Here is a 22396-nt window from a genome sequence, read left to right as displayed (position 1 = left end):
CGGGAACGCGAACGGTGCCCGCCAGACCGCAGCCCGGGGGCAGCCTGGGGGCACCGACGCTCAGGCGGCTCAGTGGCCGCAGATCACGTAGGCCTCGATCCTCGAGCCGACGGTGGTGGTGGCCTGCCACCCGAGGGCACGGTGGTCGTCGGTGCCGGGGATCGGCTTGTTCTCCACGGGGATGAATGCGATGCCGGTGCCGACCTCGTTGTATCCGCCGCCGATGGCCGTGTCACCGTCGTGGCAGTGGACGGTCGACTGCACTCCGGGCGGCCCGGTCAGGACGTAGGTGTTGGCGAAATCGGCCGACGCGCCCTGGGCGCCCTGCGGGCCCTGGGCGCCGACGCCCTCGGCGCCCTGCGGACCCTGCGGGCCCTGGGTACCGACGCCCGTCGCGCCCTGCGGGCCTTGCGGACCCTGGGGGCCCTGAGGACCCTGGGGGCCGCGGCCATGGTCCTTGCCGTGACCCCCGCCACCGCGCGCGCCGTCCGCGCCGTTCGGGCCGGGGACCGCCACAGCGCTGTCCGCGCCGGACCGCTGGATCGCGTCGGCGACGGCCGCCGCACTCGGGGCGACGTTGAGCGCCAGGGCCACCGCACCCGCCGACACCAGAGCGGCGGACCTCACGCGTGACCTACGAATCGTCTTACGGTTCACCGAAGAGCCTTTCTCCTGCACTGGGAGTGACCACGCCGCGAGTTCGCGCACGCGATGCGCGTCGCATACGTGTTCCGTCGCCGATATTGATGGCCACGGATGCGGATCAGTGTTGACGCTGCGTCATGGAATGATTACCGACAGATCCGTATTCGTGCACAGGATCACCCGTACGGCACTGAGCGGGGAAACGGGGCATCGGCCGCCTCCTCGACCGGCCCCGCCTCCACGACCCACCCCGCCTCAGCCGCCGGTCACCAGGCTTCTGCGATACGCACCGCAGCTCTCGAAGGAGGGGAGCAGGCCCTTGCGTTCGACTTCCGCCAGCGTGGGCGCCGCCGCGTCCTTGTCGGACAGGCGCGGCGCGATGCCCTCGGGCCAGGCGATCCCCAGGGCCGGGTCCAACGGGTCGATGCCGTACTCGCGTTGTGGCGCGTACCCCTGTGAACACAGGTAGACCACCGTGGAGTTGTCCTCCAGCGCCATGAAGGCGTGGCCGAGCCCTTCCGAGAGATAGACACAGCGATGCGTGATGTCGTCGAGCCGCACCGCCTCCCAGGTGCCGTACGTCGGAGAGCCGGTACGGATGTCGACCACCACATCGAGAACCGCGCCACCGACGCATGTGACGTATTTGGCCTGACCCGGCGGGACCGAGGCGAAATGGATGCCCCGGAGCGTTCCGCGCGCGGAGCGGGAGCAATTGGCCTGCTGGAGGTCGAGCCCCTGACCGACGGAATCGCGGAACCTGTCGCCCTTGAACCACTCGTGAAATCTGCCCCGGTCGTCCGCGAACACGGTGGGTGTGTCCACCCAGGCCCCTTCGATGCCCAGCGGTTTCACGTGACTGATTCCTTCCGTACGGGAGGAGAAGGGGCAGGGGAAGAGGACGGAGCCGGAGCCGGCAGTCGCATGGCAGCTCGGGAGTCCTCCAGCAGCCGCAGCAGGTAGTGGCCGTATCCGCTCTTGAGCAACGGCTGGGCCAGCGCGCGGAGTTGCTCGTCGTCGATCAGGCCCGCCCGCCAAACTGCCTCCTCGACGCAGCCGATCTTGAACCCCTGGCGTTCCTCGACCACGCGGACGAACTCCGCGGCGCGGACCATGGAGTCGAAGGTCCCGGTGTCCAACCACGCGGTGCCCCGGTCGAGTCGGGTGACCTGGAGCGTCCCGGCCTCCAGACAGGCGCGGTTGAGGTCGGTGATCTCCAACTCGCCCCGGGCGCTGGGCACCAGGCCGCGGGCGATCTCCACGACGTGGCGGTCGTAGAAGTACAGTCCGGGCACGGCGTACCGGGACCTCGGGCGGTCCGGCTTCTCCTCGACGGAGAGCGCCCGGCCCTGCGCGTCGAACTCCACCACGCCGTAGGCCGAGGGGTCGGCGACCTGGTAGGCGAAGATCCTTGCGCCCTTCACGTCGCGATGGCGGGCCAGCCGTGTGCCGAGGCCGCTTCCGTGGAAGATGTTGTCGCCCAGGATCAGCGCCACGGACGCGTCGCCGATGAAGTCCGCTCCCAGGACGAACGCGTGGGCGATGCCCTCCGGTCGCTCCTGTGCCAGATAGGAGAGACGCAGGCCCAGTTGACCGCCGTCGCCGAGCAACCGGCGGAACTGGTACTGGTCTTCGGGGGTCGTGATGATCAGGATCTCCTGGATTCCGGCCATCACGAGTGTGGAAAGCGGGTAATAGACCAGGGGCTTGTCGAAGACCGGCAGGAGTTGCTTCGACACCGAGCGGGTCAGCGGCCATAGCCGCGAGCCGGTGCCGCCGGCCAACAGAATTCCGCGCATGCCGTCACGATAGGCGAATTGCCCTTGAATGCTGGCGAATGCTACTGAATGCGGCCTGTACGGGTCACGCGAAGGAAACGCGACAGGGGCGGGGTCCCGTACTCGTTCGTACGGAACCCCGCCCCTGTCGTCTTGTCGTCACCGCGGCCGGTACTGGCGACGTCGCAGGTCAGGGCAAGTCCGACCGGCCGCGGAGCGTGCGGTGGGCGTCAGCCCAGGCGCTGCACCAGCGCGCGGTACTGGTCCCACAGCTCCTTCGGCGTGTGGTCACCGAAGGTGTTGAGGTGCTCGGGGACCAGCGCGGCCTCCTCGCGCCACACGTCCTTGTCGACGGTGAGCAGGAAGTCCAGGTCGGAGTCGGACAGGTCAAGACCGTCGGTGTCCAGAGCCTGCTTGGTCGGCAGGATGCCGATCGGGGACTCGACACCCTCGGCCTTGCCGTCCAGGCGCTCGACGATCCACTTCAGCACGCGGCTGTTCTCGCCGAATCCGGGCCAGACGAACTTGCCCTCGTCGTTCTTGCGGAACCAGTTGACGTAGTAGATCTTCGGCAGCTTGGACTGGTCCTTGTCCTTGGCCACGTCGATCCAGTGGGCCATGTAGTCGCCCATGTTGTAACCGCAGAAGGGCAGCATGGCGAACGGGTCGCGGCGCAGCTCGCCGACCTTGCCCTCGGCCGCGGCGGTCTTCTCGCTCGCCACGTTGGCGCCGAGGTAGACACCGTGGTTCCAGTCGAAGGACTCGGTCACCAGCGGGACCGCGCTGGCGCGGCGGCCACCGAAGAGGATCGCCGAGATCGGCACACCCTTCGGGTCCTCCCACTCGGGGGCGATGATCGGGCACTGCGAGGCCGGGACGGTGAAGCGGGCGTTCGGGTGGGCGGCCGGGGTCTCGGACGCGGGCGTCCAGTCGTTGCCCTTCCAGTCCGTGAGGTGGGCCGGGGCCTCCTTGGTCATGCCCTCCCACCAGACGTCGCCGTCGTCGGTGAGCGCGACGTTGGTGAAGACGGAGTTGCCCCACATCGTCTTCATGGCGTTGGCGTTGGTGTGCTCGCCGGTGCCGGGCGCGACCCCGAAGAAGCCGGCCTCGGGGTTGATCGCGTACAGCCGGCCGTCCTCGCCGAACCGCATCCAGGCGATGTCGTCACCGATCGTCTCGACCGTCCAGCCGGAGATCGTCGGCTCGAGCATGGCGAGGTTGGTCTTGCCACAGGCGCTCGGGAAGGCGGCGGCGACGTACTTCGCCTCGCCCTGCGGGGGCGTGAGCTTGAGGATCAGCATGTGCTCGGCGAGCCAGCCCTCGTCGCGCGCCATGACGGAGGCGATGCGCAGGGCGTAGCACTTCTTGCCGAGCAGGGCGTTGCCGCCGTAGCCGGAGCCGTACGACCAGATCTCGCGGTCCTCGGGGAAGTGCGAGATGTACTTGGTCTGGTTGCAGGGCCAGGGGACGTCCTCCTGGCCTTCCGCCAGCGGGGCGCCCACGGTGTGGACGGCCTTCACGAAGAAGCCGTCCTCGCCCAGCTCGTCCAGGACGGCCTGGCCCATGCGCGTCATCGTGCGCATGGACACCGCGACGTAGGCGGAGTCGGTGATCTCGACGCCGATCGCGGACAGCGGCGAGCCCAGCGGGCCCATGCAGAAGGGGACGACGTACATCGTGCGGCCCTTCATGGAGCCGCGGAAGATGCCGCCCTTGCCGTCCTTGCCCTGGAAGATCTCCCGCATCTCGGCGGGGGCCTTCCAGTGGTTGGTCGGGCCCGCGTCCTCTTCCTTCTCGGAGCAGATGAACGTCCGGTCCTCGACGCGGGCGACGTCGGACGGGTCGGAGGCCGCGTAGTAGGAGTTGGGGCGCTTGACCGGGTCGAGCTTCTTGAAGGTGCCCTTGCGGACGAGCTCCTCGCAGAGACGCTCGTATTCGGCCTCGGATCCGTCACACCAGACCACGCTGTCCGGCTGGGTCAGTTCGGCGATCTCGTTGACCCACGAGATCAGTTCCTTGTGCTGGGTGAGGACGGTCGAGGGAGCCGCGATGTCGCGCGCCACGATTGCTCCTAGAAGAGGGGTTTTTTATTGATTGCCCCGTGGGGGCCTCGACCCGGATGCTTCGTAGCCGCTCATCCGGTGCCGACTGCACTCATTTGATCATCCGCCGAAAACGCCCATCTGTCCAGGGGAGCGCACACCTGAGCAACGTGAGAATCGCCACGCCACCAGCCGTTTCCCCTTACCCGGACCACACCCGGCTTGAGGGAGTCTTTGCGTTCCACGCCCCTCGCGGACCCCAGGCATACAGGGGACGAGTCGGCCAATATCAACCGCCCCCCTGATTCGCAACTTACGACCCCGTAGGTACCATGCCCCGCATGACTGCGTCCGTCCCCGACGCGCCCACGGACTCGCCGGCAGTCGGCCGCGGTCCCGTCGCGCCCTCGCTGCCCCATCCGGCCAAGCCGAAGCTCCGCGGCTGGCTGCATCTGGGCATGTTCCCCGCCGTCCTCGTCGCGGGCCTGACCCTCACCGCCCTCGCCAACTCCACCCGCGGGCGCATCGCTTGCGGTATCTACGTCCTGACGGCCTGTCTGCTCTTCGGCGTCAGCGCGCTCTACCACCGCGGCGACTGGGGCCCGCGCATGAGCGGGGTGCTGCGCCGGCTCGACCACGCCAACATCTTCCTGATCATCGCGGGCACCTACACGCCGCTGACCCTCCTGCTCCTGCCGAGCGCGAAGGGGCAGTGGCTGCTGTGGGGCATATGGGGCGCGGCGGCGGCCGGGATCGTCTTCCGGGTCTTCTGGGTCGGCGCCCCGCGCTGGCTCTACACCCCCTGCTACATCGCGATGGGCTGGGCGGCCGTCTTCTTCCTCCCCGACTTCATGCGCGCGGGTGGGATCGCCGTCCTCGTCCTCGTCATCGTCGGCGGACTGCTCTACAGCGTGGGCGGCGTCATCTACGGGATCAAGCGCCCGAACCCGTCGCCACGCTGGTTCGGCTTCCACGAGGTCTTCCACTCCTTCACGCTCGCGGCGTTCGTCGTGCACTACGTGGGGATCTTCCTGGTGGCGTACCAGCACGCATAGCTCTCCCTCTCCCCTTCCTCCCATGGCCACGGCTGCTCGAGCCGTGGCCATTTCTCATGCGGTCCTCAACTCCCTGCCACCCTCTCACTCCTGAAGGTCACTAGTCATTGACATTCCCAATCTTTTGAGAGTTACTCTCATTTCATGGCTACTGTCACTCACGACAACGAGGAGCGGCGTGACCCGCGCCGCTGGTGGGCCTTAGGTGCCCTGATCGCGAGCATGCTCGTGCTCGGCTTCGACTCGACGATCCTCAATGTGGCGCTGCCGACGATGGCCCGTGAACTGGGCGCGTCCACAGGGCAGCAGCAGTGGATGGCCGACGCGTACGTCGTCGTGTTCGCCTCGCTGATGCTCCCGGCGGGCCTGCTCGGCGACCGGTTCGGGCGGCGCCGGATGCTGATCGCGGGGCTCGCGGTGTTCTTCGCCGGTTCCCTGGCGGGCTCCTTGGCCGGCGACGCGACCTCGGTGATCGCCGCCCGCGCGGTCATGGGCGTCGGCGCGGCGCTGGTGATGCCGCTCGCCCTGGCCGTCCTGCCCTCGCTGTTCGCACCCGACGAGCGCACCAAGGCGGTCGGCGCCGTCTCGGCCGCGTCCGCGCTGGGCATGCCGCTCGGACCGATCGTCGGCGGCTGGCTGCTCGACCACTTCTGGTGGGGCTCGGTGTTCCTGATCAACCTGCCGATGGTCGCGATCGGCGTCACCGCCGGTGTCTTCCTGCTCCCTGAGACCTGCGACCCCTCCTCGCCCAAGGTCGACGCCGTCTCGACAGCGCTCACCGCCGCCGGGCTGGGCAGCCTGATCTACGCGATCATCGAGGCCCCGAGCCGCGGCTGGGGCGACCCGCTGATCCTGGGCCTGCTCGCCGCCTCCGGGATTCTGCTCACCCTGCTCGTCCTGCGTGAACGGCGCAGCGTCCGCCCGATGCTGGACCTAGCCCTGCTCGCCCGGCGCGACCTGCTACTCAACACGCTGGCCGCGACCCTGGTGATGTTCGTGCTGTCCGGGCTGATGTTCGTGCTGCCGCAGTATCTCCAGGCGGTCCGCGGACACGACGCGTTCGCGACCGGGGTGCGGATGCTGCCGATGATGGGCGGACTGCTGATCGCCGCGCGGGGTACGGCACCGGTCGTCGCCAGGTTCGGACCGCGCCCGGTGATCAGCGCCGGGCTGACCGTGCTCGCCTTCGGCGCGTTCCTCGGCAGTCGTACGAGCGTCCACGACGGATACGGCTTCACGGCGCTGTGGCTGTCGCTCGTGGGCCTCGGCTTCGGCTTCGTGGTGGTCCCGGCGATGGACGCCGCGCTGGGCGCGCTGCCCACCGACCGGGCGGGCAGCGGGACCGGGCTGGTGAGCACCGTCCGCCAGGTGGGCAGCGCCATCGGCATAGCCGTGTTCGGCTCACTGCTGGCAGGCGCGTACACCGACCGTCTCGACACCTCCGCTCTCCCGCACGGGGCGGCGCGGGCCGCCTCCGACTCCGTGGTCGGCGCCCATGTCGTCGCCGACCGCCTCGGCGACCGGGCACTGGCCGCGTCCGCGAACACGGCGTTCCTCCACGGAATGAACCTGGTCCTGCTGGTCAGCGGCATAGCGGCACTGGTCTCCGCGCTGCTGGCAGCCGCGCTCCTGCCGCGCCGGGAATCCGCGCGGACCCGTGCCGAGAAGAACCCCGCCATGGCCAGGGCCCCCGAAGATGTCCGACAATGATGACCATGGCCGCCACCGCACACCGCTCGAACCCCGCTGCCGAACCCCGGCTGGGGCTGCGCGAGCGGAAGAAGATCAAGACTCGTATGGCGATCCGCACGGCGACGTACCGGCTGGTCGAGGAGCAGGGGTACGACGCCACCACCATCGAGCAGATCGCGGACGCGGCCGAGGTCTCCCCCTCCACGGTGTTCCGGTACTTCCCCACCAAGGAGGACATCGTCGTCACCGACGAGTACGACCCCCTCCTGGAGGAGGAGCTGCGTGCGCGCCCCGAGGGCGAGCCCCTGGTGGAGTCCCTGCGCCATGTGGTGCACCGCGCCGTCGAGCGGAGCGCGTCGGGCGAGTACGGGACGCCCGCGGAGATGCGGCTGCGCAGCCGTCTGATGGTGGAGGTGCCCGCGGTCCGCGCCCGGACGATCGAGAGCATGGCCTCGACCGGCCTGACGCTGTGCCAAGTGGTGGCCGACCGCACCGGGCGCGACCCCAGCGACCTGGAAGTGCGCGTGTACTGCATGAGCGTCGTCGCCGCCCTCACGGAAGCCTCCCGGTACTGGACCGAACACGGACAGCGAGGGCACATGGGCGACTACGTCCAGCGCGCGCTGGACGTTCTGGAGCACGGTCTCGAGCCACGGAATTCCAAGTCCCCCTGAGCCGCCCCCATGCCATCCTGACCCCGTGAACGCACCTGAGATCCACGTCGAGTTCGCCCCCGAGCTGGGGCTCTTCATCCCGCACGGACGGCGCGGGCATGCCACGAAGGTCGTCACCGACGGCGCCTCCACGCTCGGCCATGTCGTCGAGTCGCTGGGCGTGCCGCTGACCGAGGTGGGCGCGCTCCTCGTGGACGGTCGCGCCACGGCTGTCTCCCATGTACCGGCCGACGGCGAGTCCGTCGAGGTACGCCCCGTCGAACGCCCCCAGCGGGTGCCCGGCGCCCCGCTCCGCTTCCTGCTGGACGTCCACCTCGGCACCCTGGCCCGGCGGCTGCGGCTGCTCGGTGTGGACACGGCGTACGAGTCCACGGACATCGGTGACGCGGCGCTCGCCACCCGCTCGGCCGCCGAGCAGCGTGTGATGCTCAGCCGCGACCGCGGACTGCTGCGCCGCCGGGAGCTGTGGGCGGGCGCGTTCGTGTACAGCACCCGGCCGGAGGAGCAACTGACGGACATACTCGACCGGTTCGCGCCCGAGCTGAAGCCGTGGACCCGGTGCACCGCGTGCAACGGGCTGCTGCGCGACGCGACCAAGGACGAGGTCGCCGACCAGCTCGAACACGGCACGCGCCGCACCTACGACGTCTTCGCGCAGTGCCGTGACTGCGGTCGCGCGTACTGGAAGGGCGCGCACCACCAGGAGTTGGAGGCGATCGTGGAACGCGCCCTCGCGCGCGGGTCGGGCACGAGCTGAACCCCCTCCGCGGCCCGGGGATTCATCCGCTCAGCACCCTGCGGAGCTGTTCCGGATCCGTGGTCGGGGCGTCGCAGGTGAAGTGACGGCAGACGTAGGCAGTCGGTCGGCCGTCGACCAGCGGCCGGTCGGCGAGGAGCGGGAGTTCGCCGTCCTCCCCCGTGCCGACGGCCACGACCGCGCCCGGCGCGGTGCCCAGAAGGGCCGTGCGGTGCAGGGCCTTGGTGGCGGGATCGTCCAGGGCGGGGCCGACGATCGCGACCTCGCGCGGCCCGTCGAGCAGCGCCTCGGCGACGGCGAGACCCCAGCCGATGAAGCGGGGCACACGCGGCCCGACCGTCCCGACGACGCCCAACGCCCGCTCCGCGGCGGTGCGATGAGCTGCGGAGCCGGTCTGGGCGGCGTACGACAGAAGGGCTCCGGCGGCGGCGCTCCAGCCGGACGGGGTGGCGTTGTCGGTGGGGTCCTGGGGGCGGCGGATGAGCTGCTCCGCGTCGGCGGCGGTGTCGTACAGACCCCCGCTGTCGTCGGTGAACTGCGCCAGCACATGGTCGAGCAGCAGTCCGGCGAACTCCAGCCAGACGCCCTCCCCGGTCACCGAGGCGAGTGCGAGGAAGCCCTCGGCCACATCGGCGTAGTCCTCCAGCACGCCCGCGTTCGCGCCGACACGGCCGTCCTTGGACGTACGGGCGAGACGCGCGTGTTCGTCCAGATGCACGCGTACGAGGAGGTCGGCGGCGGCGATCGCGGCGTCCACGAGATCGGGGCGGTCGAAGTAGGCGCCGGTCTCGGCGAGGGCGGCGATCGCGAGGCCGTTCCAGGCCGCGACCACCTTGTCGTCACGGCCGGGGGCGGGGCGCAGGGCGCGTGCCTCGAAGAGGCGGTGCCTGATCGACTCGACCTTCTCCGCGTCGAACACGCGCTCGTGCTGCGGGAGTTGGAGGACCGAGCTGCCGTGCTCGAAGGTCCCTTCCTCGGTCACGCCGTAGTACTGCGCGGCGAGTTCGGCGTCCTGCTCCCCGAGGACCTCCACCAGACGGCGCGGCGTCCACACGTAGTACGCGCCCTCGACGGGGTGACCCGCGATGCCCTGCTGCCCGCCGGGCGCTTCTTCGCGTGACACCCCTTCACAAGGCACCCCTTCACGTGACGCCCCTTCGCGAGGCGCCTCCTCTTCGCTGTCGGCGTCGAGCGCGGAGGCGAACCCGCCTTCGTTCGTGCGCAGTTCGCGCACCATGAAGTCGGCCGTCTCCAGCGCCACCCGGCGCGCGAGATCGGAGCCGGTGGCCCGCCACAGATGCGCGTACACGCGACACAGCAGCGCGTTGTCGTAGAGCATCTTCTCGAAGTGCGGCACGACCCAGTCACGGTCGACCGAGTAGCGGGCGAACCCGCCACCGAGCTGGTCGTAGATACCGCCGCGCGCCATGCGCTCGCAGGTGTCCTGCGCCATCTGCAGGGCGCCCTCGGAGCCGGTGCGGGCATGATGGCGCAGCAGGAACTCCAACACCATGGACGGCGGGAACTTGGGCGCGCCGCCGAAGCCGCCGCGCTGCGCGTCGTACTCGCGCGTGAGGCCGAGAAGGGCCTGGGCCAGCTCCTCCTCGCCGGGCGGCCGGGTGCCGCTGTCCGCGAGTTCGCGGCCCGCGAGATCACGGACGATCTTTCCGGCGACCTCCGTCACCTCGTCCCGGCGCTCGGCCCAGGCCCGCCGCACCCCTTCGAGGACCTGTGGGAAGGACGGCATGCCCCGATGCGGCGCGGGCGGGAAGTACGTACCGAAGTAGAACGGCTCGGCGTCCGGGGTGAGGAAGACGGTCATGGGCCAACCGCCCTGTCCGGTGGCCGCCTGGACGGCCTCCATGTAGACGGCGTCGACGTCGGGACGCTCCTCGCGGTCCACCTTCACGCTGACGAAGTGCTCGTTGAGATACGCGGCGATCCCCGCGTCCTCGAAGGATTCGTGCGCCATGACATGGCACCAGTGGCAACTGCTGTATCCGACGCTCAGCAGTACGGGCACGTTCCGGCTGCGGGCCTCGGCGAAGGCCTCGGCCGACCAGGGCCACCAGTCGACGGGGTTGTCGGCGTGCTGGAGCAGATACGGGGACGTCTCATGGGCCAGTCGGTTCACCGTTCCACTCTGTCACGAGGTCGGGGACCGCGTAGAACCGCAGACTGACCGGGCGCGCCTCGTCGGGGGCCTCCTCGCGCGGATGGCCGTAGCGTTCGAGGAGCGCGTGGTAGTCGCGTACGAAGTCCAGCAGTTCCTCCTTGGTCATCCAGGTTCCGGCGCGCATGACCTGGGCCCAGCCCTCCGGGCCTCGGTACTCCTCATGGGCGCGGCGGAAGAGCGCGGTGTCCACGTCGATCTTGAGGATCGCCAACTGCTCGGCGGCGGCGTACTCCGCGGGGGTCATCGTCGCCGGGTCGGGCGTGGTGTGCTGGAAGGGCAGCGCCCGCCACCAGCGCTCCCGGCCGCCCGACTTCTCGGGGATCTCTTCGATCAGGCGCTGCTCGGCCAGCTTGCGCAGGTGGTAGCTGGTCGTGCCGGAGCTCTCGCCGAGTTCCTTGGCGAGGACCGTCGAGTTCGCCTCGCCGTGCCGGCCCACGTACTCGAGGATCCGGCGGCGCAGCGGATTTCCGAGGGACTTGTAGAGCGCCGTGCGCTCCACGCTGGTCAGTTCTTGCTCCGGCATGGCCACCACGGTACTCGCCACCCACCAGATCCCCAGAGAGATTTCTGCAGAATTCTCTTTGCAGAGAGAGTTCTGCGGTCTAGTCTGGTGCCATGCGAGCGATCGAGACTCATGAGCGGTCGGGCGCCGCCGCCGTGCGCCGCTGGACCCTGGTGGCGCTGGGCGCGGCGGCCGTGGGCCTCGTGCCCTGGATGATTCTTTTGGCCCACACGCTCCCGGCCAGCCAGGAGGTGCGGCACTGGCAGGTGGCGTGGGTGGGACTGGACGTCCTGCTGGCGGCGGGCTGCGCGGCCACGGCGGCGCTGGGATTCCGCCGTGACGGGCATGCGCGACTGACCGCCTCGGCGACGGCCGCGATCGCGGTCCTGGACGCCTGGTTCGACATAACCACCTCCCTGCCGGGCGCGGATCTCCTCCAGGCCTTCGCGTGCGCGGCGGCTGAAGTGGCCCTGGCGGGGGCATGTGTGTTCCTGGCGGTGTCGAAGAGGACAGGGGGCATGCGATGCGGGTGACATCACCGATGCCATGACGGTCGGCCGCCTCGCGCGCTCTCCCCCTCGAACGACACCGAAAGACAACGGAGTTGACGCGGGAGGGGGACGTGACATGCGGGACGGCCATCGGGTGGAGGCCGAGAAGCTGCTGGCACGGGCCGTGGAGGAGGAGGTACGCCGCTCGGGCGGTCGCACCGACGGGGCCGTGCTCCTGTCGCGGGCGCGCGGCGCGCTCGACGCCATCACACAGACAGCCACCGAGGAGTACGAGGCCTACACCCAGGCCCTCGACAAGACAGAAGCCGGCCGGCTGACGTTCGGGCAGCGCTATGCGCGCGAGGGGGCCGGAACTCCCCTGCTGACAGCGGGCGTTGCCGCGCTGGCCGCCTGTGTGGCGGACCTCGCGCTCGGTACGGGCACGGGGACGGCGCTCGGCGCGGGCGCCGCGGTCGGTGTCGTGGGCGCCGCCACCACCGTGGCGAAGGTGACCGCCTCCCATCTGCCCGCGGCCCACCGCCGGGCCGGAGCGCTCGGCCAGCCCGGCGGACCCGAGCAACTGCGCCTCCAGTGGCTGACCGCCCTGGAAGTACGCGGCATCCGCCCCTTCCTCGACCAGCAGCGCGTGATCGCCTCCTCCACGGCCCAGAAGCAGACACCGCCGCGGCTGCGCCGGGGCGACAAGAGCGCGGCGGCCCGCAGGCGCACCGTCCTGGAGCAGTCCTTCGCCCATCTCCCCGAACCCCACGGCCCGTTCGCGGGCAGACGACAGGAGCTGGGGCGGATCCGGCAGTGGGTGCGAGCGGCCCGCGCGAGCGCGGAGACCGAGCCGACCGTGGTGATCCTGCACGGCGTACCCGGCTCGGGGCGCACGACGCTCGCGATCCGCGCCGCGCACGATCTGAAGGACCACTTCCGCGGGGCGTGCGTCGTCGATCTGCGCGGCGACAGCGCCGGGGAGCCCCCACTGTCCACGCGGGACGCCCTGCTGCATCTGCTCAACCGGCTCGGCGCGCCCCGCGAACAGCTTCTGTTCCGCGAGCGCTCGGCACCGGACCAGCAGGTGGAGCGGCTGAGCGAGCTGTACCACCAGTACCTGACGGGCCTGCCGGTCACGATCGTGCTCGACGACGCCTCCGACCCCGAGCAGGTGCGCGCCCTCGTCCCCGAGCACTCCGAGAGCCTCGTCCTCGTCACCACCCGGGAGCCCCTCGACCTGCCCGGCGATCTCCCCGCGCGGGTGCACCGGCTCCCGGTCGAGGCGCTGGACGCGGCGGGCGCGGAGGAACTGCTCGGCGCGGCGGCCCAGGACGACTCGGGGCCGTACGACGCGCAGTCCGCCGACCGCGTCCGCCACCTGTGCGGCGGCCTGCCCCTGGCCCTGCGCGTGGCGGGCTCCTCCCTCGGCCCGCGCACCCCGCTCCGGCTCGCCACCGACCTCGGCGCCTACGGCCCGGTGGAACCGGTGGAGCGCGCCCTGTGGCTGCGCTACACGGACCTGCCCGAAGCGGCCCGCTGCCTGCTGCGCCGGCTCGCGCTGGCGGGGCGTGCCTCGCTCGGGGCAGCCGCGGCAGCCGCCCTGCTCGCCACGGACGAGCAGGAGGCGACGCGGCAGTTGCGCACCCTGGCCGAAGCGGGCCTGATCGACCATGTCCGCGGCAGCCGCTACCGGCTGCACGACGTCGTGCGCGCCTTCGCCCAGGCCCGGCTCGCGGACGAGGAGGAACCGGCCGCGCGGACGGCGGCGCACGAACGCCTGATCGTCAACTACGCGGAACTGGCCGACTCGGTGCTGCGCCTGGTGGACGGCAACATGTCGACCCGCTCGGACCGCTTCGGCCCGCACGGCTTCACGTCGCTGGACGCGGCGCTGCGCTGGCTGGACGACGAGTCCAGCTTCATCACCGCCGCGCTGCGGCACACGGAGGGCGTCGACCAGTCGGCGGTGCTGCATCTCCTGGGCGCGCTGTGCGACTACTGCCTGCTGCGCGGCGACCTCTACCGGCTGGGCGAGATCAGCGAGCTGACCCAGGCCGTCGACCAGGGCCTGCTGACGCGGTCGGTGCAGTGGCGTACGGGCATCGCGGCCCGTCAGCTCGGTGAGCTGGACAGGGCCCGTACCACCCTGGCCTCCGTGGTGGACCTCTACCGCGAAGCGCATCAGGACGCGGGAGCGGCCAGGGCGCTGTGCTCCCTCGGCATCACCCTGCACCATCAGGGCCAGCTCTCCGAGGCGGCGGCCAAGCTCCAGGAGGCCATGGATCTCCAGGCGTCCCCCGCGCTGGCGGCGGACCGCGCCTGGACCATGCACGCGCTGGCCGCGGTGGAGCGCGACCGCGCCCGCCCGGCCGAGGCCCTCGGCCTGCTCACTCGCGCCCTGGACCTGCATCGGGAGAACGCGTCGGTGCACGGCGAGGCCTGGGCCCACTTCCAGTTGGGCCAGCTCGCCCTGCGCATGGGCGACGTCCCCCGCGCGGAGAGCGAACTGCGCACCGCGCTGGACCTGTACACCAGCACTCACGACGCCCGAGGCGAGGCCTGGGCGCTGACCCAACTGGCCCGCGCCCGCCTGATCTCCGGCGACGCGTCCACGGCGGCCGAGGCCCTGCGCCAGGCGCTCGGGCGCCACCGGGACAACGAGGACGCGCGAGGCGAGGCCTGGACGATCTACTACCTTGGCCAGGCCCTGGAGGACACCGGCGACCTGGACCGGGCGGTGCGCGAGCTGGAGCGCTCCCGGACGATGTTCTCCCGGATGCGGGACGGATACGGCCTGGCGTGCGCCCGCCATCACTCCGGACGCGCGACGCGGGACCAACAGGCGGCGCGGACAGGCTCGTTGCGCAACTCCGGCTATGCCCGCCAGCTCCTGGCGGACGCGAAGACGGACTTCCGGCGCATCGGTGTGGCGCACGGCGAGGCCTGGACCTGCCTGGAGCTGGCCGTGGTGGACGCGGGCAACGCGCGCACCCCGCAGGCCCTGGCCCTGTGCGACGAGGCGGTGGACCTGTTCGCCTCGTACGGCGATCTGCGGGGCGAGGAGTGGGCCCGCTTCCTGCGCTGCACCCTCCTGCCCTACGCCTCCCCCGGCGGCGCGGAGGTGGGCACGGCCGTGGCCCAGGAGGAGCTGGCCCAGTTGTCCCGTACGAGCGGGCCCACGCGGGACGCGAAGCTGGACGGCTGCCTGGCGGCCTACCGGCTGCTGCTGGAGCGGGGCGTGAGCCTGGAGAGCGGCTGGCAGGCCTGGCAGCTCGGACTGGTGCCGGGACGGCACGCCCGGGAGGTGATGGGGGTGGTGACCGCCCGGAGCTGACGCATGCGCGGCCCCGGATCGCGCGCCCCGGCTCGCGGCACACCACAGAGCGGGGCCGCGCCTCTCACGGGCGCAGCCCCGTCGGGGCAGTCCTCAGCCGCGCTGGGGCTTGGGCGCGCTCGCGGGCGCACCCTTCGTCCCGGCCTCCCCACCGGAGCCGGAGGCGGCGTCCTGGTGGAAGTCGACCTTGCTCATGTGCTTGTTCATGGACTTCATCAGGCCCCACACCGCCAGGCCCATCACCGCGAAGACGATGAAGCCGAGGACACCGGGGGTGACCTTGTTCTCGTCGAACTCGGCGAGGGGGATGAGGTGGGTCACGGCCAGGCTCACGCTTGCGCTCATGTCAGGCATTCTCCCTCAGCATCAGCGGATGCCTGCAAAGAGGTCGTCCTCCGGCAGCGACGTGGCCACGAGCGACTTCGCCAGCTCGTACTCCTCGGTCGGCCAGACCTCCTTCTGCAGGTCCATCGGGACGCGGAACCAGCCGCCGTCGGGGTCGATCTGCGTGGCGTGCGCGATCAGCGCCTTGTCGCGGACCTCGAAGAAGTCCGCGCACGGGATGTGGGTGGTCAGCGTGCGGTCGGCGCGCTGGATCTCGTCCCACCGCTTCAGCCAGTCCCCGTAGGGCGACTCCAGGCCGCGCTCGAGCATCGCGTGGTGCAGCGCCTCGGTGCGCGGACGGTTGAAGCCCTGGTTGTAGTAGAGCTTCTGCGGCTGCCACGCCGGGCCGAACTCCGCCTCGGGGTACTTCTCGGTGTCCGCCGCACCTTCGAACGCCACCATCGAGATCTTGTGGGTCATGATGTGGTCGGGGTGCGGATAGCCGCCGTTCTCGTCATAGGTGGTGATCACCTGCGGACGGAACGCGCGAATGCTGCGGACCAGCTCACCGGCCGCCTTGTCGACGTCCTCCAGGGCGAAGCAGCCCTCGGGGAGCGGGGGCAGCGGGTCGCCCTCCGGCAGCCCGGAGTCGACGAAGCCGAGCCACTCCTGCTCGACACCGAGGATCTCCCGGGCCTCGTCCATCTCCTTCTTGCGCACCTCGTGGATGTGTTCCTCGACGTACTTGTCACCCTGGAGCTTCGGATTGAGGATGGAGCCTCGTTCTCCGCCCGTGCAGGTCACCACCAGCACGTCCACCCCCTCGGACACGTACTTCGCCATGGTGGCCGCGCCCTTGCTCGACTCGTCGTCGGGGTGAGCGTGCACGGCCATCAGTCGCAGTTGGTCAGTCAAGACTCGATCCTCAGTAAGTCGGCAGGTCGGCGCCCGGTGTGAAGCGGTGCGTCGGGCGGCTTCTATAGTGACCGAATCGGGGGGCGAAAAATTCCGGGCGCGGTCGGTGGAGATCCCTTCGGGACTTCCGTACCGCCCCTGCCGAGAGGACGATCATGACGACGGCGAGCACGCGGCTGCCAGAGGGCCGCTACGGGCGCTCCGCGGACGCGCGCACCGACCGCACTCTCAAGATCGTCGGCTCTGCGCTGGCGGCGGTCATGCTCCTCGTCCTCGGCTGGTTCGCCTACCACTACGTCGTGCAGAACAAGATCAGCGCCGAGGTCATCTCCTTCGAGGTCACGCCCGACGCGATCAAGGCGCACCTGGAGGTGCGCAAGGACGCGGACGCCTCCGGCTACTGCACGCTGCGCTCCCAGGCGAAGGACGGCGCCGAGGTGGGCCGCGCGGACTTCCGGTTCGACGGGCACGCCACCCGCATCGACAAGACCGTCACCCTGCGCACGACGTCCCCGGGCGGCACCGCGGAGCTGCTCGGCTGCCACGCCGACTGACGTCATCCTTCTCACGTACCCCACTGACCTGCGCTGACGTAATTCTCGTGGCTTATGTCCTCCCCCTTTCGCCGCTGAATTGTTAGGCTCGTGGTTTCGCCCACCCATGGAGGAACATTCTTCTGGGTAGGGCGATGCTTTGTATTCCAAGTACCGACGAGGAGCACCTGTGACCCAGACCAGCGAGAACGTCACCTGGCTGACCCAGGAGGCGTACAACCAGCTCAAGGCCGAGCTGGAGTACCTTTCTGGTCCTGCGCGCTCGGAGATCGCCGCCAAGATCGCGGCCGCGCGCGAGGAGGGCGACCTGCGTGAGAACGGCGGGTACCACGCGGCCAAGGAGGAGCAGGGCAAGCAGGAGCTCCGCGTGCGCCAGCTCACCCAGCTCCTGGAGAACGCCAAGGTGGGCGAGGCTCCGGCAGCCGATGGCGCGGTGGCCCCCGGCATGGTCGTCACCATCGCCTTCGACGGTGACGAGGACGACACCATGACCTTCCTGCTCGCCTCGCGCGAGTACGCCAGCTCGGACATCGAGACCTACTCGCCGCAGTCCCCGCTGGGCACCGGCGTGAACGGCAAGAAGGTCGGCGAGGACGCCGAGTACGAGCTGCCGAACGGCAAGAAGGCCATGGTGAGGATCCTGAAGGCCGAGCCCTACCAGGGCTGAGCTGCCCCGACGCCTTCGACGAGCCCCCGACGCCTTCGCGGCGCCGGGGGCTTCGTCATGTCCGGCTCAGCCGAATCAACCGAATCAGCCGGATCAGCCGGATCAGCCGGATCAGCCGGATCGACTGTCGCTCACGCCGTCGCGGAGCGGTACTTGCGCACCGCCAGCGTGCGGAAGAGCAGGATGATCGCGGCCGACCAGATCAGCGAGGCCCACACGGGGTGCTGCATGGGCCAGGCGCCGGGTGTCCGGAAGCCCGGGGGGAGGTTGCCGAACAGTTCGCGGCACGCCTGCACGGTGGCACTGAACGGGTTCCACTCCGCGATGTGCCGCAGGAAGGTCGGCATCTTGTTCGCGTCGACGAACGCGTTCGAGATGAAGGTCAGCGGAAACAGCCAGATCAGACCGCCCGAGGTCGCCGCCTCAGGGGTACGCACGGACAGGCCGATGAGCGCACCGATCCAGGAGAACGCGTACCCGAAGAGCAGGAGCAGGCCGAATCCGGCGAGCACCTTGCCGAAGTTCTCGTGCGTGCGCCAGCCGACGATCACGGCGACGACCGCCAGGACGACGAGGGTGAGCGCCGTCTGCACGAGATCGGCGATGGTGCGGCCGGTGAGCACCGCGCCGCGTGCCATCGGCAGGGAGCGGAAGCGGTCGATGAGGCCCTTGTGCATGTCGTCGGCGATGCCCGCGCCCGCGCCCGCCGTGGCGAACGTGACGGTCTGGGCGAAGATGCCCGCCATCAGGAACTCGCGGTACGCCTCCTTGGACGTGGAAGCACCGACCTGGACCGAGCCGCCGAACACATAGGTGAACAGCACCACGAACATGATCGGCTGGAGCAACCCGAAGACGAGCATCTCGGGAATCCGGGCCATGCGGATCAGGTTGCGGTGGGCTATGACCAAGGAGTCACGGACGAGCTGACTGACGGGGTTCGTACGGGCCGCGACCGGCGCGGCGTCGTGGACGGCACTCACTGCGCGGGCTCCTTCGTGTGCTTGCGATGGGACTTCGGGTCTTGCGGATCCTCGCCGCTCTCGTCGGCGTTCTCCTCGGCGACATGGCCGGTCAGGGAGAGGAAGACGTCGTCCAGGGTGGGGCGGCGCAGGCCGACGTCGTCCATCTGGATGCCGCGGGAGTCCAGCTCGCGGATGACCTCGGCGAGGAGCTTGGCGCCGCCCGTGACGGGGACGGTGAGCTTGCGGGTGTGCTCCTCGACCGTGGTGTCGCCCTTGCCGAAGCCACGCAGGACCTCGGCGGCTGCCGCCATGTGCGCGCGGTCGCGCACGACGATCTCGACCCGCTCCCCGCCCGTCTGGGCCTTGAGCTGGTCGGAGGTGCCGCGGGCGATGACCCGGCCGTGGTCGACGACGCAGATGTCATGCGCCAGATGGTCGGCCTCTTCGAGGTACTGGGTGGTCAGCAGGAGCGTCGTCCCGCTGGAGACGAGCTGCTTGATGACGTCCCACAACTGCTGGCGGTTGCGGGGGTCGAGGCCCGTCGTGGGCTCGTCCATGAACATCACGGGCGGCCGGACCACGAGAGCCGCCGCGAGGTCGAGCCGACGGCGCATACCGCCGGAGTACGTCTTGGTGGGGCGGTCGGCGGCGTCCGTGAGGTGGAACTGCTCCAGCAGTTCGGCCGCACGCGCCTTGGCCGCCTTGCCCCGCATCTGGTAGAGCTGGCCCACCATCTGGAGGTTCTCGCGGCCGGTCAGATACTCGTCGACCGCCGCGAACTGCCCGGACAGGCCGACCGAGCGGCGCACCGCGTCGGGGTGCTTGAGGACGTCGATCCCCGCGACGATCGCCGTACCGCGGTCGGGGCGCAGCAGGGTCGTCAGACAGCGGACCGTGGTGGTCTTGCCCGCGCCGTTCGGCCCGAGGAGGCCCAGCACGGTGCCTTCCGGGACATCGAGGTCGACGCCGTCCAGAGCTTTCACGTCGCCGAAGTGCTTCACCAGGCCTTCGGCATAGATGGCGCCCGGCATATGCGTTCTCCACGTCGTTGGGGATCAGGGCAGGCGGCTCTTGTGAGCACGTCTTCTGAGCGGTCTTCTTGTGGCGCTTCTTCGGACACTTCTTCGTGTGGCGCTTCTTCGTGACGAGACCTCACCATAACGCGATGTATCGCGTCTCTCATGCGATTTTCCAGATGACCACGAACAGCCCTTCGACCTCAGTCGATGACCGTGTAGCCCGCGTCCCGCAGCACCCGGCCGACCTCCGCGCAGTGCTCCGGGCCCTTCGTCTCCAGATGCAGTTCGACCTCCGCCTCCGTGAGCCCCAGCCGCGGGTCCGTCCGCACATGGCTCACATCCAGGACGTTGGCGTCGGTCCCCGACAACGCCCCGAGCAGTGTCGCGAGGGCGCCGGGGCGGTCGGTGAGCCTCAGCCTGACCGCCAGGTAGCGGCCCGCGGCGGCCATGCCGTGCCGCAGCACACGCTGGAGCAGCACGGGGTCCACATTGCCACCGGACAGCACCGCCACCACCGGGCCCTCGAAGGCGTCCGGCTCGCGCAGCAGCGCCGCGACGGAACTCGCGCCCGCCGGTTCGACCACCAGTTTGGCGCGTTCCAGGCAGAGCAGCAGCGCGCTGGAGAGGTTGTCCTCGGCGACCGTACGGATCTCGTCGACCAGGTCGCGGACGATCGCGAACGGCACCTCGCCGGGCCGCCCCACCCTGATCCCGTCCGCCATCGTCACCGGATGATCGACGGACACCGGATGCCCGGCCGCCAGCGAGGGCGGATACGAGGCCGCGCCCTCGGCCTGCACACCGACCACCCGGACGTCGGGGCGCACCGCCTTCACCGCGGTGGCGATACCCGCGATCAGCCCGCCGCCACCGACGCCGACGACGATCGTCCGCACCTCGGGGCACTGCTCCAGGATCTCCAGGCCGACCGAGCCCTGGCCCGCGATGATGTCCGGGTGGTCGAACGGGTGGATGAACACCGCCCCCGTCTCGGCGGCGTACTCCTGCGCGGCGGTCAGCGTCTCGTCCACCACCTGGCCGGACAGCCGCACCTCGGCGCCGTACTCACGCGTGGCGCTGATCTTGGGCAGCGGGGCGCCCTTCGGCATGAAGACCGTCGAGTGCACCCCGAGCAGCGAGGACGCGAGGGCCACGCCCTGCGCGTGATTGCCCGCGCTGGCCGTGACGACCCCCGCGGCGCGCTCCTCGGGCAGCAGTCCCGCGATCCGCACATACGCGCCGCGCAGCTTGAACGAACCGGTCCGCTGGAGGTTCTCGCACTTGAGGTGCACCGGCGCGCCGACCAGCCGGGACAGATGCCTGCTGCCCGCCATGGCCGTGACGCGCGCGACGCCGGACAGCATCTTCTGGGCACCCCGGACGTCGTCGAGGGTCACCGCTGCCAGGGGCCCCACCGTGCCGTAGCTCATGACCACCAGTTTCGCAGCTAGTACCGCCGCACACCGGGTATGACCAGGCGCCTGCCACAGGTTTGCGCACGGCCGGTACGACGCGCGCCCCGGGCGCGTACTCTGTCCCCCATTCCAGCCCCCGACGCATGAAGTGAGCCTCCGGCCATGCCCACACCACCTGATACGTCGATGGACATGACGACCGCCGGTGACACCGGTCTCCTGGACCTGTTGCAGCACGAGGTCGCGCTGTTCGCCCGTCGCGCCGAACAGACCCGGCTCGGCGGGGTGGGGCAGGTGCGCAACTCCATGGACCGTGCCGCGTATCTGCTGCTCAACCGCCTCGACAAGGAAGGTCCCATGGGCGTCAAGGCGCTCGCCGCGAGCATGGGGATCGACTCGTCGACGGTCACCCGGCAGGTGGCGCCTCTGGTCGACACCGGTCTCGTCAAGCGCACCTCGCACCCGGAGGACGGGCGCGCGGTGGTGCTCCAGCTCTCCCCGCGCGGGCAGGCGCGTCTGGAGGAGGTGCGCTCGTCCAGGCGGCAGCTCATGGGCGAACTGACGAGCGAGTGGACGCCGCAGGAGCGTACGGCGTTCTGCACGCTGCTCACGCGGTTCAACGCCGCCCTGTCCGCCTTGCAGGGCGCACCGGGGGCCCCGGCGGCGGAGTCCGAGCCGACGACCTGAGCCCGGGGGCCGCACGCGCGCGGGACGCGGCCGGACTCTTGACCGGGAGACACGGCCGGACTCATATGAGTCGTACGAGTTCTGTACGCGTCGCATCCGAGTCGTACGGATCCGGGGTCGCTCTCAGACGGGAGGCGCAGTGCGAGAACGGCGTGCGTCCCAAGGCGCCCGTCGTGCCCGGGAGTTCGAGGCGTTCGTCGCGGGCGCGGCCGGGCGGCTGCTGCACGCCGCCACCCTGCTCACCGCGGAGGCCCCGGACGACAACCCGCGCGCGCGACGTCTGCTGACCCTGGCCCTCGCCCACACGTACGCGTCCTGGGACAGCCTGCGCGGCGAGGACCCGTACGCCCGTGCCCGCCAGTATCTGGCCGCCCGTTTCGCGCACGGGGTGTGGCACCGCTACGGGGTGCTCGGCCGGCATCGCCCGGACGCGAGCAGTGTCCTCGCGCGCCTGTCGCCCCAGGAGCGGCTGATCGTGGTCCTCCGGCTGTACGAGGGCGTCGCCGAGGAGCAGGCGGCGGCGCTGCTGGGGCTGCCCACCGAGCGGGTACGGACCATCTGCGCGCGGGCGATCGCGACGCTGCTGCATCCGCCGCGGAAGGCGGCACCGGCGGTGCCGGGCGCCAATGCAAAGACGGTGCCGTCGTGAGGGCGCGGGACGGACGGGCGAGCCGCACGCGTACGACGCCGTACGGGAACGGAGG

The 22396-nt window shown here is 70.4% G+C and carries 21 protein-coding genes; 10 read left to right on the top strand and 11 right to left on the bottom strand.

Annotated features, from left to right (window positions below; genetic code table 11):
• Window positions 1-69: 69 nt before the first annotated feature.
• The 4 genes from NGF19_RS24515 to NGF19_RS24500 all read right to left on the bottom strand — a co-directional run bounded on the left by NGF19_RS24515 (window position 70) and on the right by NGF19_RS24500 (window position 4486).
• Window positions 70-627 (bottom strand): hypothetical protein, encoded by a 558-nt coding sequence (locus NGF19_RS24515; RefSeq protein ID WP_252427457.1) that lies wholly within the window; start codon window positions 625-627, stop codon window positions 70-72.
• A 273-nt stretch (window positions 628-900) separates the two neighbouring features.
• Window positions 901-1500 (bottom strand): dTDP-4-dehydrorhamnose 3,5-epimerase family protein, encoded by a 600-nt coding sequence (locus tag NGF19_RS24510; protein ID WP_252427455.1) that lies wholly within the window; start codon window positions 1498-1500, stop codon window positions 901-903.
• A complete protein-coding gene (rfbA, locus tag NGF19_RS24505) occupies window positions 1497-2444 on the bottom strand; it encodes a glucose-1-phosphate thymidylyltransferase RfbA (RefSeq protein WP_252427453.1) in 948 nt (315 codons plus the stop codon). Before rfbA ends, NGF19_RS24510 begins: the two co-directional genes overlap by 4 nt.
• Before the next feature lie 209 nt (window positions 2445-2653).
• Window positions 2654-4486 carry a phosphoenolpyruvate carboxykinase (GTP) gene (locus tag NGF19_RS24500; protein ID WP_252427451.1) on the bottom strand — a complete coding sequence of 611 codons (1833 nt, stop codon included), beginning with the start codon at window positions 4484-4486 and terminating at the stop codon, window positions 2654-2656.
• 320 nt (window positions 4487-4806) lie between these two features.
• Between NGF19_RS24500 and trhA the strand changes: the two genes are divergently transcribed.
• The 4 genes from trhA (at window position 4807) to NGF19_RS24480 (ending at window position 8643) form a co-directional block, all read left to right on the top strand.
• Window positions 4807-5520, top strand: a complete 714-nt coding sequence (trhA, locus tag NGF19_RS24495) for a PAQR family membrane homeostasis protein TrhA (RefSeq protein ID WP_252427449.1) — start codon at window positions 4807-4809, stop codon at window positions 5518-5520.
• 144 nt (window positions 5521-5664) lie between these two features.
• Window positions 5665-7230 carry an MFS transporter gene (locus NGF19_RS24490; protein ID WP_252427448.1) on the top strand — a complete coding sequence of 522 codons (1566 nt, stop codon included), beginning with the start codon at window positions 5665-5667 and terminating at the stop codon, window positions 7228-7230.
• Entirely contained in the window at window positions 7227-7886 is a 660-nt protein-coding gene (locus NGF19_RS24485) for a TetR/AcrR family transcriptional regulator (RefSeq protein WP_372505781.1), read from the top strand. Before NGF19_RS24490 ends, NGF19_RS24485 begins: the two co-directional genes overlap by 4 nt.
• 25 nt (window positions 7887-7911) lie before the next feature.
• Window positions 7912-8643 (top strand): Mut7-C RNAse domain-containing protein, encoded by a 732-nt coding sequence (locus tag NGF19_RS24480; protein WP_252427445.1) that lies wholly within the window; start codon window positions 7912-7914, stop codon window positions 8641-8643.
• A 22-nt stretch (window positions 8644-8665) separates the two neighbouring features.
• Here NGF19_RS24480 and NGF19_RS24475 read toward each other — a convergent pair whose 3' ends face one another.
• Together NGF19_RS24475 and NGF19_RS24470 are read right to left on the bottom strand one after the other, a co-directional pair.
• Complete coding sequence (locus tag NGF19_RS24475; RefSeq protein WP_252427443.1) at window positions 8666-10777, bottom strand: thioredoxin domain-containing protein; 2112 nt, start codon at window positions 10775-10777, stop codon at window positions 8666-8668.
• A complete protein-coding gene (locus tag NGF19_RS24470) occupies window positions 10758-11342 on the bottom strand; it encodes a winged helix-turn-helix domain-containing protein (protein WP_252427442.1) in 585 nt (194 codons plus the stop codon). Before NGF19_RS24470 ends, NGF19_RS24475 begins: the two co-directional genes overlap by 20 nt.
• A 92-nt stretch (window positions 11343-11434) precedes the next feature.
• On the opposite strand from NGF19_RS24470, the gene NGF19_RS24465 reads away from it, so the two are divergent.
• Window positions 11435-11854, top strand: coding sequence for a hypothetical protein (locus tag NGF19_RS24465; RefSeq protein WP_252427440.1), 420 nt, complete (start codon window positions 11435-11437; stop codon window positions 11852-11854).
• 94 nt (window positions 11855-11948) lie between these two features.
• Window positions 11949-15146: a tetratricopeptide repeat protein gene (locus NGF19_RS24460; protein WP_252427439.1), complete on the top strand. Its 3198-nt coding sequence runs from the start codon at window positions 11949-11951 to the stop codon at window positions 15144-15146.
• A 93-nt stretch (window positions 15147-15239) separates the two neighbouring features.
• Here NGF19_RS24460 and NGF19_RS24455 read toward each other — a convergent pair whose 3' ends face one another.
• Together NGF19_RS24455 and mca are read right to left on the bottom strand one after the other, a co-directional pair.
• Window positions 15240-15500: a hypothetical protein gene (locus NGF19_RS24455; RefSeq protein WP_252427437.1), complete on the bottom strand. Its 261-nt coding sequence runs from the start codon at window positions 15498-15500 to the stop codon at window positions 15240-15242.
• Between the two features lie 12 nt (window positions 15501-15512).
• Window positions 15513-16385: a mycothiol conjugate amidase Mca gene (gene mca, locus NGF19_RS24450; RefSeq protein ID WP_252427436.1), complete on the bottom strand. Its 873-nt coding sequence runs from the start codon at window positions 16383-16385 to the stop codon at window positions 15513-15515.
• 155 nt (window positions 16386-16540) lie between these two features.
• Between mca and NGF19_RS24445 the strand changes: the two genes are divergently transcribed.
• Both NGF19_RS24445 and greA read left to right on the top strand, forming a co-directional pair.
• Window positions 16541-16939, top strand: a complete 399-nt coding sequence (locus NGF19_RS24445) for a DUF4307 domain-containing protein (RefSeq protein WP_252427434.1) — start codon at window positions 16541-16543, stop codon at window positions 16937-16939.
• A 169-nt stretch (window positions 16940-17108) separates the two neighbouring features.
• Window positions 17109-17606, top strand: coding sequence for a transcription elongation factor GreA (gene greA, locus NGF19_RS24440; protein WP_252427433.1), 498 nt, complete (start codon window positions 17109-17111; stop codon window positions 17604-17606).
• Between the two features lie 131 nt (window positions 17607-17737).
• Here the strand turns inward: greA and NGF19_RS24435 are convergent, their stop codons facing one another.
• The 3 genes from NGF19_RS24435 to ilvA form a co-directional block, all read right to left on the bottom strand.
• A complete protein-coding gene (locus NGF19_RS24435) occupies window positions 17738-18589 on the bottom strand; it encodes an ABC transporter permease (protein WP_308288528.1) in 852 nt (283 codons plus the stop codon).
• Window positions 18586-19602, bottom strand: coding sequence for an ATP-binding cassette domain-containing protein (locus tag NGF19_RS24430; RefSeq protein ID WP_252427432.1), 1017 nt, complete (start codon window positions 19600-19602; stop codon window positions 18586-18588). The genes NGF19_RS24435 and NGF19_RS24430 overlap by 4 nt, the downstream gene beginning before the upstream one ends.
• A 188-nt stretch (window positions 19603-19790) precedes the next feature.
• Entirely contained in the window at window positions 19791-21020 is a 1230-nt protein-coding gene (gene ilvA, locus NGF19_RS24425) for a threonine ammonia-lyase (RefSeq protein WP_252427431.1), read from the bottom strand.
• A 147-nt stretch (window positions 21021-21167) separates the two neighbouring features.
• Here ilvA and NGF19_RS24420 point away from each other — a divergent pair, with 147 nt between their 5' ends.
• On the top strand, window positions 21168-21692 hold the full coding sequence (locus NGF19_RS24420) for a MarR family winged helix-turn-helix transcriptional regulator (RefSeq protein WP_252427430.1): 525 nt from the start codon (window positions 21168-21170) through the stop codon (window positions 21690-21692).
• A gap of 139 nt (window positions 21693-21831) precedes the next feature.
• Entirely contained in the window at window positions 21832-22341 is a 510-nt protein-coding gene (locus NGF19_RS24415) for a sigma factor-like helix-turn-helix DNA-binding protein (protein WP_252427429.1), read from the top strand.
• The last annotated feature ends 55 nt before the right edge of the window (window positions 22342-22396 follow it).

Source organism: Streptomyces macrolidinus (assembly GCF_023887685.1).
Classification (GTDB): Bacteria; Actinomycetota; Actinomycetes; order Streptomycetales; family Streptomycetaceae; genus Streptomyces; species Streptomyces macrolidinus.
This window is presented reverse-complemented; position numbering and strand designations above follow the sequence as displayed.

Coding starts and splice junctions, on each gene's coding strand:
- NGF19_RS24490 (WP_252427448.1), top strand. CDS start 5,665: ATGGCTACTGTCACTCACGACAACGAGGAGCGGCGTGACCCGCGCCGC.
- NGF19_RS24445 (WP_252427434.1), top strand. CDS start 16,541: ATGACGACGGCGAGCACGCGGCTGCCAGAGGGCCGCTACGGGCGCTCC.
- NGF19_RS24420 (WP_252427430.1), top strand. CDS start 21,168: ATGCCCACACCACCTGATACGTCGATGGACATGACGACCGCCGGTGAC.
- NGF19_RS24485 (WP_372505781.1), top strand. CDS start 7,227: ATGATGACCATGGCCGCCACCGCACACCGCTCGAACCCCGCTGCCGAA.
- trhA (WP_252427449.1), top strand. CDS start 4,807: ATGACTGCGTCCGTCCCCGACGCGCCCACGGACTCGCCGGCAGTCGGC.
- NGF19_RS24455 (WP_252427437.1), bottom strand. CDS start 15,500: ATGCCTGACATGAGCGCAAGCGTGAGCCTGGCCGTGACCCACCTCATC.
- ilvA (WP_252427431.1), bottom strand. CDS start 21,020: ATGAGCTACGGCACGGTGGGGCCCCTGGCAGCGGTGACCCTCGACGAC.
- NGF19_RS24430 (WP_252427432.1), bottom strand. CDS start 19,602: ATGCCGGGCGCCATCTATGCCGAAGGCCTGGTGAAGCACTTCGGCGAC.
- NGF19_RS24465 (WP_252427440.1), top strand. CDS start 11,435: ATGCGAGCGATCGAGACTCATGAGCGGTCGGGCGCCGCCGCCGTGCGC.
- NGF19_RS24460 (WP_252427439.1), top strand. CDS start 11,949: ATGCGGGACGGCCATCGGGTGGAGGCCGAGAAGCTGCTGGCACGGGCC.
- rfbA (WP_252427453.1), bottom strand. CDS start 2,444: ATGCGCGGAATTCTGTTGGCCGGCGGCACCGGCTCGCGGCTATGGCCG.
- NGF19_RS24470 (WP_252427442.1), bottom strand. CDS start 11,342: ATGCCGGAGCAAGAACTGACCAGCGTGGAGCGCACGGCGCTCTACAAG.